Genomic DNA, 11,541 nt, shown 5'->3' with positions numbered 1-11,541 from the left:
CTCACAGCGGCCTTCCCGGCCTCGGTGTCACTCGTCACGTCAGTCATCAACTGTCGCTTCCAGCTCGGGAGTTACACCACTCACCGTACAGACCCCCTGGTAAGGCGCTGCAGCCTGGAAGCCGTTGCCCGGGCTCATGCGATCCATCTGTTGTGGCATCGCCAATTGGGCCTGCAGATTTCTGGCCCTCTGACCGACGCGAGCACGATCCGCCTGTCCCTCTCTCGCCGCCCGGCGAGTGGGAGTTGGTGACAGTGACCGCTGCAGTTGCCTGGGACCTCTCGCCGGGAAACGAGTTCGTCGTGAACGGCGTGCCGTGGACAGTGGAGGCATTTCAACCCCAAGTCGGAAAGGTGGTGCTGGTCCGGCCCGAGCATGAGGCTTGGAAGACGTCGGTGCGGCAGTTGATGCACCATCCGAACATCAGGCCGTCGACACGAACGAGGAAGGACCTTCCGGCCGCCAGCCGCGGGCGGCAGCCAAAGGGCGTTCTCGATCTGCCGCCGAGCAAGCGGCCACTCGTGATGTTGCGGGTGGACCATTTGCGGGAGGTGGAGACCGGGTTTCGCAGCGGTGATCCGCTGAACGCGCTCCCCGGAGAGCCGAAGCCGCAATACGATCCGAACTCCACCACGTTGACCGAGCGCCGTCATGCCAAGGTGCGGGAGCTGCGGCAGGACACGATACGCAACCCGGATCTGGCCGCCGCCCACTGCTTGGACAAGGTCAGCTACCGCACTCTGATCCGCTGGGATCTGGACCGCCGCCGCTTCGGGCCGGTGGGATGTGCGGACGACCGGTGGCTGCGGGAGGCGACCGGCCGTCAGATCTCAGCCGCGGTACGTGAGGCGATCTTTGCGGTACGCCACGAGACCCTGCACCGCTCCAAGCTGACAGCAAAAGACCGTGAACGGCTGATCCATCAGTACGTACGCGAGGAGTTCGGGAAGGACGAGCCGGTACCCAGTTACGAAACCCTCCGGGTCGTGTGGAAGGAGTGGTTCGGATCAACCGGAGCCCGTCAGCGCTATGCCGTTTCAGCTGCACGGGCTCAAGCGGTGGCGACAGGTAGGCACGTGGTGGTCAGTCGGCCCGGGCAAGTAGTGGCGCTCGACACGACGGTACTCCCGGTCAAAGTCCGTGAGCAGGTCTTTGGCGACCCGGTGTCAGTGCATCTGACGCTGGCTCTGGACGTATACACGCATTCGATCGTGGCTTTCCGACTCACGTTGGTCTCGGACACCTCAGTAGACGTCGCCATGATCTTGCGGGACGTCATGATGCCGCTGCCCATGCGCCCGGACTGGGGCGAGGAGATGGAGTGGGCCTATCCCGGGGTCCCCGGCAGCGTGATCGCGGAATTCACTGATGGCAAGGTCGCTGGGCTACCGTTCTTCGCCCCGGAGACCGTGACCACCGACCACGGCTCGGTGTACAAGAATCACCACCTGATCGAGGTTCAGCGGGTGATCGGCGCGACGATCCGGCCGAGTCGGGTGCTGCGGCCGACCGACAAGCAGGCGGTGGAGCGAGCCTTCGGCGCGATCCAGTCCCTGCTGTTCCGGATTCTTCCGGGCTACCAGGGCGTCGACAGCTCAGATCGCGGCATCGATCCGGAAAGTGACGCATGCATCACCGTGGCGGAGATGGAGCACTTGATTGCCACCTGGGTCGTCAGGATCTGGCAGAACCGCAGGTTCGGTTCCTACGCACCCAGTTGGGATCCTGCTGGTGATCACAGTCCGAATACCCTGTTCGCGGTGTCCATGGCCCAGGGCGGCTTTGCACTGCAGATCCCGCCGGCGGAGTTGTACTACCAACTGCTTCCTACTCATCGGGTGATGATTCACGGCCGACGCGGCGTAAAAATCAGAAATCTCTGGTACGACGGGGAGGCACTGAACGAGTGGCGTTTCCGTCCGTCTGGCCGGGGCGGGGCGGCGAAGAACAAGTACGTGTTCCACCGGGATCCACGTGATCCATGTTTCGTTTTCTTCCAAGATCCGCTCACTCATGAATGGCATCAGTTGCGTTGGGTGGGCCTTCCGGACGAGGGCCGAATGCCCGCGTTCAGTGACGCCCGTGTACGGCAGGTAATGCGCGAGCTGCGCAATCAGGGGCTGAAGCCGAAGTCCGACAAAGATCTGCTGCCCCTGTTGCTGGACTTGATCGGGAGCAATGTCCCCGTGGACCAATGGCCCACCCGTATGACCAAGGCCCAGCGAACCGAGCACGCCCGCGAAGAGGCCCAGGCCACAGCGGCGGCAGCCGACCGACCGAAGCCCTCCCCTGCCCCTGCCTGCGCCGACGAGGTGGCACCGTTTGTGCCACGCCAAGGCGGTGAGGTCGACAATGTCGTCACGTTGCGATGGCGTGAGCGGGCCGAGCAGGGCCGGGCTGCGATCGACGGCGAGCGCCGACGCCGACGGGAGGCAGTGTCCGAGGAACCGGCTGCGACGTCCACCCTTGGCCAGCGGTTGCGGGGGCGCAGCCTGATGGACCTGCTCGACGATGAGGACGAATCCGCCGCTGAGCCTGGAGGCCAGCCGTGAGCGAGCCCACCAAGCCGCCCGCCCGGGCCGTCACTTCGTTCCTGCCTGGGCCGCCGATCGACCGGACTCGGGTGGAGGGCTGGCACCGGTGGGTCCGTACCCGCGAGCTTTTCGTGCCGGCGCCCATACTGAGCACGGAGCAATATCTGCAGTTGACGCCCCGCCGACGGCGAATTCACGACCTGCACCGTCTGGCCACCCACAGCAGCCTGCCAGTGCAGTCCACCCCAATGGGCGATGCCGTGGCGTGGCTGGTGAAAGCACGGATCGAGGACGGTGCCTACAGCCACAAGGCCGGAATCCGGACCGGGGTCATGGTCAACGGGGGTGGCGCCCAGGGAAAGACCGAAACGGTCTGCGCGGCGATCGCGGCCTTCGAGGAAGAATGGCTGGAGGTGAACGAGTACATGAATCCGGAGGCCATGGCCGGCACCAGGGATCTCCTCGCTCCTGTTGCGTATGTGCGCTGCCCGGTCAAGGCAACCCCCGTCTCCACCTGCCAGCGCATCCTCGACTTCTACGGCGAGGATTACAAGAACATGCGCCAGGAAGACTTGATCCGGACGGTGAACGCCGCCATCGCCGCGCACGCCACCAAGGCACTCGTGATCGACGACATCACGCGACTCAAACTGCATCGCGAGAGCGACCAGGACGTCTTGGACCTTCTCTTGGAGGTGATGAGCATGTCCGTCACCCTCATTCTGGTGGGTGTCGGTATCCCCACTTCCGGACTATTGCGCCGCGGCAGCTTCGATCCGGTTGCCAAGCAGTGGGTCATTCCTCCAGTGAAAGACCGCGGGCGCAGCCCAAATCCGGACGCTGCGACCCAGCATGAGCGGCGCTTCGAAATGGTCAATTTGCAGCCGTTCGACTACGACACTCCCGGGCAAATCAAGGCCTGGGTCGACCACCTGGCGGCGCTCGAGAAGAGCTTGCGGCTCCTGCGCGACACCGAGGGCATGCTCACATCCGGATCCATGCCTGAGTATCTGTTCCAGCGAACGAATGGGGTCGTCGGGCTCCTGGAGAAGCTGGTGCAGCGAGGCTGCCGAGTCGCGATCGAGGACGGCAGCGAGCGGCTGAGCAAAGAGCTACTCAACCGCTGTGCCGTCCTCCCGACCGATTTGCCCGACCTGGACGCCGATTCCGGTGAACAGCCACTGATCCCGCCGGTCGAGTCTCGGCCCCGGAAGAAGCCGAAGGGCAGGAACACCGTGTTCGACGACTCGGGACCGGCAGCGGAGTCCGCCGGATGATCCAACCGACTCTTCGTCCGCTTGCACGCAGCCTCGATCCGCTGCCCGGTGAATCTTTGGCCGGTTTCGTCCTGCGCCTGTCCTATCGAATGGGATGCACCCCTCACCGCGTGGCAACCCTGTGTGGCCTGACCTGCCGAAGCGACAGCATCCCCCAGGACCAACTTCGCGGACTGAACCCGGAAACCGCCGAACAACTGGCCCGGGCCGCGCACCTGACCATGTCCGAGGTTCAGGCCCTGACCTTGCAGGATCTCGCCACAACCTACACACCGCTTGCCAAGCTTCGTGCCGGCAAGGCAGACGTCGGATCCAAGTCCCACATCAACTGGGCCACGAATCCCGACAGCCGTTACTGCCCCCACTGCCTGCGAGGGGACGGCAGTCCCGTGCAGCAGGCCTTCGGCGGTGCCTGGCAACTGCGCTGGCATCTGCCCGTCACGTTCGCCTGCACGCAGCACTTGTGCCTCCTCGAAAACACCTGTCCCCGATGCACTCAGCCGCTCAGCGGACGCGTTATCCGGCGATACAGCCTTGTCCAGATTCCCCACGTCTCCGGACTACACCCGAGCCAGTGCCGCAACCGGGCTCCCAGACCACTGCCCAAACCGCGGGCCCGCGCCGTGCCGTGCGGCGCACGGCTGGACGCCCCGCGAGACGTTGCCGCCGTGCTGTCGCCACTGGACATGCAGCGCATCCTTGACCTCCAGCACAACCTGAACCTGCGGCTGGATCCAGGTCAACTGGTGCGTACTGCCGACAGAAGGACACCGCACACCTACTTTCCCGACCTGATCACGACCGCGCGCCTGATCACGCTGAGCTGGCCGAAGGGCGCCTCGTTCCTCCCCTCCACAGCACTGGCGGACCTCGTGGACGAGTACGCCACGCCCTATCTGCACAATCCGTCTCAACGCGGACTTCAGATCCGGCGTAGCGCACCCCGCGGAACGGCCGAAACCTCGGCCCTTCTGCTCGCAGCCGCGACTGCGCTCGGCGATCGGGCTCTTGTCCCTCTGCGTGAGCGTATCGAGCCCCTCGCTCGCGAGGCGTACCGCCGGTCGGCCTCCATCGGCGACAAGCTCTTCAAGGACAGCAACGTCTCGGCTATCTTGCTGCGCGCCACCGCACAGCGCGTCTACGGATTCCAGAAGCGCTCCATATTGCGTGTCGCCTCGAATTTCTACCGTTTCAGCACTGCCGAAATCCCTCCTCTCCTCCCAAGGGAATGGTTCGACGCGTACTTCCAGCCTCTCGTGCATCGCCTGCCGAAGATGACCACGCTCTTGGAGCGCCATCTGCGTTGGGCTGCCTCATTGAGGCTCGCCGAGTTGGTCTGTGATCAGACATGGCCAGCGTGCGCGGAGGCTCTGGGGATCCCTCAGAATAGCGCTCGCCGGACGATGAATGTGCTGGGTAAGCAGCTGACAACTCCTGGCCTCTGGCCTGTATTTGAGGACGCGGTCGACCTGGTTGCACATCAACTGCATGAACAGGACCGCCGAGTCAACTACGCCCACCGCCGCCGTTCCACAGCCGACTGGTGTCTTTCGCTCGCAGATTGGAAAGCATTGTGCGAGGGAATACCCGGTCTTGAGCAGCGCCAGGCAACGGGGGACCCCCGAGTCGGCGAGGCCGTCGTTTGGTGCATGGTCAACCAGGCCAGCTACCTTCACAGCCCGACGGTGACCCATCGCCGCTCCGCTTCGTACTCTCCTCGCCGACTGACCGAAGAGGCAGCGCTATTCGCAAGCAGGACTCAGCGCAGGCCGTCCTACACGACGCTGAGTCGGCGGCTGGCATCCTACGCTGCCCAGCTCGCCCGAGCCTGCGACGAAGGAACTGACCTGCGAATCGAAGTGCCGAACCCCACCACCCCCACTGGCGCACGACAGCAGGGTCCGGTCCATTGACGACCCGTCCACTGGCACGAAGTCTCGCTCCGCTGCCGGAAGAGTCCCTGCCAGGCCTGCTCCTGCGTCTTGCCTACCGACTGGATCGCTCGCCGGCCAGGATCGCCGCGCTGTGCGGACTGAGCCGTCACCAACACCGATTGCCAGCCGAGTACTTGATCACCTTGTCCGCAGAAGCCACCGAGTCTCTCGAGGCAGCTGCATCCCTCCGCGAAGGCGAAGCCGACGCGCTCACCCTGTCAGCCATGGCCGCGGCCTATCCGCCACTGGCCAACATGCGTCTGGGCGGCAGTCGCAATATGGCCTCCGCCCGACGCACCTGGGCCTTCAGCTTGTCCAGCCGTTACTGCCCCGACTGCCTGGCTGGAGACGGAAGCGCGATTCAGAGCGCGTACGGAGGCCCGTGGAGACTGCGCTGGCATGTCCCGGTCTCCTTCGCGTGCACTGCCCACAGCCGCGTCCTGGAGAGCGGATGTCCACAGTGCGGAGGTCATCCGAACCGGTCCTCGAACACCGAACGGCAAGGGCTCATCACACAGCGCACGATCGGTGGACTACACCCCGCGCAGTGCCGCCATCGCCTCGCGCCCGGCCCTGTCGGTACCAGCGTCCGGATACCGCCGTGTGCAGCACGACTCGACCAGACGGCCCGGGTAGCCGAGCAACCGGACAGTGACCTGGTCATGATGCTCGCCCTACAGCGACGTATCGACCGGCATTTGACGCCCGCTGAACATCCGCCCGCGATCAGCAGCAACTACTCGAATCCAGAGCAGCACTTCTTTTCCGACCTGATAGCCGCCGCTCAACTCATCCGGCTCAGCTGGCCCGACAGTGCACGCTTTGCCCCCTCCAGCGCCGTCGCCGACCTGATTGCCCGCCACGTTGCCGCCTGGACCGCCCTCCGGGAAAACCGCAGCCCGGGCAGGCGCGTCCGTGATGCATGGGCGGCGCCCAAAGACCCGGCCGAGTGCGGAGCACTGCTGCTGGCCGCGGACACCCTGCTCGGCGGCCGGGGCCAGGACGACCTGGCCCTTCGCGAGCGGATCCAGCCGCTCGCGACCGCAGCGTTCACGCGAAACGAAGCGAACACCGGTGCCGCCTTCCGACGCATGGACGTCTCCCCAGACCTGTCAAGAGCCCTGGCCCAGCGGTCCCTTGGCTTCAACCGTGCGGGTGGCCATCACCACGCCAGACAGCACGTTCCCTCACGTCAGGTCCATTTCGGGATCGAGCATGTCCCCGCTCTCTTGCCCGAGGCATGGATCGGTGCGCACTTCGGTGATCTGACGTCCCTGTGGGACTCCGGTGATGTCTGGAAGCCACGGCATCTACGCCGAGTAGCCTCCCTCAAGCTCGTCGAAATGGCTGGCGGCGGAACCTGGCCACAATGCGCCGTCATCCTGGGAGTACCGTGGATCGCCGCCCAACGTAGCCTTGCCGTCCTCAAGCGAAGCCTGCTGCCCGGCGGTCTCTGGCCACTGCTCGACACTGCAGTCGAGACCCTCGCGCAGGAATTGGACGCTGATCCACTGCACGTGAATTTCGCTGCGCGTCGTCGAGCGCTGCGTACCTGGCAGATCCCTGTCAAGGACCTTGCTGCGCTCACGGAAGGCCTGGTCCGCCTTGCCAACGTGGAGTCCCCCTTGACCCGGGCTGCGGTAACCGCGCTCGTGTGGGCTCGAGTCACCCAGGGCGACCATCTGCACAGCCCATCGATCGAAGCACTTCGCAGAGCGAGGCAAAGTACCAAGCCCTTGGTCTCCGCCATCGGACAGTTGCAGACCCCCAGCAACCGCAGAGGCGCCAGACTCCGCATCCTTCAGCGCATCAGCGAATACGCCGATGACTTCGCCCAAGCGCTGAACGAGGGAGCCGATGGAGCTGAGGGACCAGCTACTCGCAAGCGTCCCTGACAACCGACCACCAAGCCTACCTTCAGCCCGGCTGTGCCTCTGCGCCCAGTGTGCGACATCCCGTGAGCTCCCCTATGCCTCGATGAGACCCTGCCCCCGGCCAGCAGACTCCTACAGCGTCGCCGTCACTGACTGCACGGACCCCACCGAAATACGCCCCTAAGGTCACGCGACCGAAGCGTATCTCGTCAAATATCGTCCAGTCGTACGACGCTGGGAAGCTGATCGTCCGGGACGCTTCCGGTTGTCGACGAAATCCGCTCCGCCACCACCGCACTGTTCAGCACCGGCAGTGCAAGGTCAAGGTCACCAGCCCTACGCACAGCCGACCGCTGGCGCAGTCGGCACGGGGCGCGTCGCCAGCCGCTGCAGGCTACTCAGAGGTGCTGCTCACCTTCTTGAAGCTCCTCAACAGACCGAGCAGGGGCCAATGCTGCCGTACGCCATTCGTCGCCCCTGGCGGGGAGGCCGCAGTCAAGGGTCACCGCGGCAACCGACGTGCACGCCGTTGTAGACGACGTCCCCCCTCGACGGGGACGAACGCGTGCCCCTCCAGACTCAGTCTGCCGACCGGCGCACTTTTCGTGGAGCCCGGTCGCCCAACCCTCCGAGCCCACCACACAAACCGCTCGGCGAACGTGGTGACGAACCTGCCAGGAACGAGCACCTCGATCACGGTCAGGGACTCGGGTGTTGCCCCATGCTCGACCCAATTGACGCATGGCCTACGAACACGGCGCCCCCTGCCCACCACAACGAGTCCGCCGGATGGCATACGGCCCGGCAAGCCGACTTCACCATAACCGGGGCATAGCGCTATACTTCGGGGCGATCCCCTAGAGCTTAAGCCCGTTTCCCACCGTTCTGCTCCCGGACGGTGTCGAACAGGGACGTCAGAGTGGGACTTGCCGCGAGACTGCCCAGCAGGACGTGAAGCGACTGCCGTTCCGTGGCACCCAGGTCTGCGAGGATTTCGCCGTCGAGACCGACGAGTGTGTGGTTGAGGTGGGCCAGGACCTTGCGCCCTTCGGCGGTGATGTCCACGGCGTAGCGGCGACGATCCTGCGGATCTCGTGTCCGCTCCGCGTATCCGGCGCGCTCCAGGTCGTCGAGACTCGTCACCATCGTCGCGGGGTCGATGCGCAGGAACGAGCCAAGTGCCAGTTGCGGCATGGCACCGTTGTCCGCCAAAGCCTGCAGGACGCTGTAATGCCGCACCCGCAGGCCGGTCCCGCCGATGCCGTCCTCGGCGATCCTGAACGCCACCTGCCCGAGTTTGACCAGCAGGCAGATGGTGTGTTCGGCCACGGTCCCAGGTACCAGCGGAGCCTCGGACATCGTTTATCCCGCCCATGGTTAGTCGTACGTATGGTCCTGTCCATCGTACGAGAAGGCCCGAGGCACCAGGACCGCTGCAGGCCGGCGGGATTCCCCACCTTCCGCCGGCTTACGGCCGGTGCGTCCTGGATGGTCAGCCGACGATGGCCCGACCGAATATCTGCCGGGCTATGACCCACTTCTGGATCTCGTTGGTGCCCTCATAGATTTCGCCGATCTTGCTGTCCCGGTAGATCGCCTCGACGGGTCCGGGGCTGCCGTCGGCACCCAGTTCGCGCGCGAAGCCGAGGCCTCCGAAGGCCTGGACGGCGTCGCGCGCCATGTCCACCGACAGCTTGGTGGCGTAGTACTTCGCCATCGCGGCCTCGGGCTCCGGGGACGGGTTGCCCGCGTCCAGGCGCAGGGCGGCCTTGGTGTAGAGGGTGCGGGCGTTCTCGATCTCGGTGGCCCGTTCGGCGAGCAGGAACTGCCAGTGCTGGTTGGCGGCCACCGGCTTGCCGAAGGCGTGTCGCGTCGACAGGTGGGCCACGGTGTGGTCGAAGGCGGCCTGCGCCATTCCGACCCCGGCAGCCGCGATACCGATCCGGCCGTAGGTCAGAGTGGACAGCGCATGGCGTAGTCCGTGTCCCTCGGCGCCACCGAGAAGGTCGTCGTCGGTCAGGTGCACATCCGTGAAGCGGATGTCCGCGGTGAGCTGGCCGCGGTTGCCCATCTTGCGGTCTGGAAGGCCGACTTCCACTCCGGGAAGTGCCGTGTCGACGATGAACATGCTCAGCCGGGTGCCGGTGCGGGCGAGAACCACCACGAACCCGGCGACGGGCGAGTTGGAGATCCACCGCTTGTGGCCGTTCAGCACCCAGCCGGCCTCGGTGCGTATCGCCTCGGTCTGAACCGCCTGCGGGGACAGGTCACTTGAGGCGTTCGGCTCGGTGGTGGCGAACGCGCCGACCACTGAGCCCTCCGCGACCTTTCGCAGCCATCGCTGCTGCTGCTCCTCGGTGCCCTGCCGCAGGGCGTTGCCCGCCAGGATGCAGTGCACGTCGAAGACGGCCGCGACGCTGCTGGAGTAGTAGGCCAGTTCCTCGATGGCCGCGGCGGTGGCGCTCGCCGGGTGGGTCAGACCGTCGCCGCCGACCTCGCTGGGGAAGGGGATCCGGAAGACGCCCGCCGACGCAAGCGCGTCAAACACCTGCCGGGGGAAGCCGTCCGTGCGCTCGTCGCCGCCCGCGATCGCCACGGCGTGGGGAGCCACTTCGTGCTCTGCGATCCGGCGCACGGCAGCGCGAACGGACTGTGTCTCTTTGGGGGCCAGGAGCTCGTGGTAGAGCCGGTCGATCTGGCGTGCGGGAGTGGAAGTCATACGCGGAAGATACCATTAGCATCGCGTACGATTAGCTCGGCAATCTATTTTGGAGGTTCGACCATGACACAGACGCTGGCCGACAAGACCATCCTGATGTCGGGAGGCAGCCGCGGCATCGGACTCGCCATCGCTCTGCGCGCGGCCCGCGACGGTGCGAACGTGGTGATGCTCGCCAAGACCGGCGTGCCGCATCCGAAGCTCGAAGGCACGGTCCACACCGCCGTTGACGAGATTGAGCGCGCGGGCGGCAAGGGGCTGGCCGTCGTCGGTGACGTCCGCGACGAGGACGATGTGCGCACTGCTGTCGACGCGGCGGTCAGCGCCTTCGGTGGCATCGACATCGTGGTGAACAACGCCAGCGCGATCGACCTGTCGTCGTCGGAGCAGCTGGAGATGAAGCGGTACGACCTGATGCAGGACATCAACACGCGTGGCACGTTCCTGCTGAGCAAGGCCGCTATCCCGCACCTGCGCAAGGCGGGCAACCCGCACATCCTCACGCTCTCCCCGCCGTTGAACCTCGCGCCGCACTGGGTGGGGAAGCACCTCGGTTACACGCTGTCGAAGTACGGCATGAGTCTGTGCACCATCGGGCTCGCCGAGGAGCTCGCCGCCGACGGCATCGCCGCCAACTCGTTGTGGCCGAGGACCCTGATCGACACAGCCGCCGTGCGCAACGTGGTCGGCGGCGCCGGACAAGCCCGTAGTCCGCGGATCATGGCTGACGCCGCGTACGCCATCCTCACGCGTGACGCGCGGAAGTGCACCGCCAACCTGTTCATCGACGACGAGGTCCTGTCGGACGAGGGCGTCACCGACCTGTCCGTCTACAGCCCTGCCGACTTCGAAGGCGATCTCGCGCTCGACATATTCGTCGATCCGGCCTGATCCCACACTGCTCAGTCGATGAACGCGAGAGCGTTCTCGATGCCCTTCTCAATGCCCTTCTCGAGGACCTCATCGGCGAGCTTCGAGTCGAAGGCGGCGCGGGACAGCTCCAGCGACCCAGGCCTTCGCAGCGGTCGAACTAGTCGATCAGGGCGCGGAGGGACATCCGACGCCGCACTGGTCCCGGTGCTCGGGCGACAGATAGCCGAGAACGAGATCCTCGAAGCTGGGCAGCCGGGCCGCCGGGCTGCAGAGTGCCGTACCGCGCCGCCTGCATGCGTAGCTCCTCCACGACGACGTTGGCGACGAGGT

At 65.5% G+C, this 11,541-nt stretch carries 7 protein-coding genes and 1 pseudogene; 6 read left to right on the top strand and 2 right to left on the bottom strand.

Features of this window, described 5'->3' with window-relative positions; translation table 11 throughout:
• The first annotated feature begins 254 nt into the window (after nucleotides 1–254).
• From ACZ3KP_RS28925 to ACZ3KP_RS28905, 5 genes and pseudogenes are all read left to right on the top strand, one after another.
• On the top strand, nucleotides 255–2,552 hold the full coding sequence (locus ACZ3KP_RS28925; RefSeq protein ID WP_467502820.1) for a transposase: 2,298 nt from the start codon (nucleotides 255–257) through the stop codon (nucleotides 2,550–2,552).
• Nucleotides 2,549–3,811: an AAA family ATPase gene (locus ACZ3KP_RS28920; RefSeq protein WP_467502818.1), complete on the top strand. Its 1,263-nt coding sequence runs from the start codon at nucleotides 2,549–2,551 to the stop codon at nucleotides 3,809–3,811. The genes ACZ3KP_RS28925 and ACZ3KP_RS28920 overlap by 4 nt, the downstream gene beginning before the upstream one ends.
• Entirely contained in the window at nucleotides 3,808–5,724 is a 1,917-nt protein-coding gene (locus tag ACZ3KP_RS28915; protein WP_467502816.1) for a TniQ family protein, read from the top strand. The genes ACZ3KP_RS28920 and ACZ3KP_RS28915 overlap by 4 nt, the downstream gene beginning before the upstream one ends.
• Nucleotides 5,721–6,176: pseudogene (locus ACZ3KP_RS28910) on the top strand (TniQ family protein); the annotation flags it as partial. The gene ACZ3KP_RS28915 and the pseudogene ACZ3KP_RS28910, both read left to right, overlap by 4 nt.
• A 231-nt stretch (nucleotides 6,177–6,407) precedes the next feature.
• Complete coding sequence (locus tag ACZ3KP_RS28905) at nucleotides 6,408–7,640, top strand: hypothetical protein (protein ID WP_467502841.1); 1,233 nt, start codon at nucleotides 6,408–6,410, stop codon at nucleotides 7,638–7,640.
• Nucleotides 7,641–8,483: 843 nt separating this feature from the next.
• Here the strand turns inward: ACZ3KP_RS28905 and ACZ3KP_RS28900 are convergent.
• Together ACZ3KP_RS28900 and ACZ3KP_RS28895 are read right to left on the bottom strand one after the other, a co-directional pair.
• The gene (locus ACZ3KP_RS28900; protein WP_467502814.1) at nucleotides 8,484–8,948 is read right to left on the bottom strand and encodes a MarR family winged helix-turn-helix transcriptional regulator; all 465 of its coding nucleotides are present in this window, start codon (nucleotides 8,946–8,948) and stop codon (nucleotides 8,484–8,486) included.
• A 163-nt stretch (nucleotides 8,949–9,111) separates the two neighbouring features.
• Nucleotides 9,112–10,338 carry an acyl-CoA dehydrogenase family protein gene (locus ACZ3KP_RS28895; RefSeq protein WP_467502813.1) on the bottom strand — a complete coding sequence of 409 codons (1,227 nt, stop codon included), beginning with the start codon at nucleotides 10,336–10,338 and terminating at the stop codon, nucleotides 9,112–9,114.
• A gap of 63 nt (nucleotides 10,339–10,401) precedes the next feature.
• Here ACZ3KP_RS28895 and ACZ3KP_RS28890 point away from each other — a divergent pair, with 63 nt between their 5' ends.
• Entirely contained in the window at nucleotides 10,402–11,229 is an 828-nt protein-coding gene (locus ACZ3KP_RS28890; RefSeq protein ID WP_467502811.1) for an SDR family oxidoreductase, read from the top strand.
• Nucleotides 11,230–11,541: the final 312 nt, after the last annotated feature.

This window comes from Streptomyces sp. NPDC020958, assembly GCF_055562175.1.
This window is presented reverse-complemented; position numbering and strand designations above follow the sequence as displayed.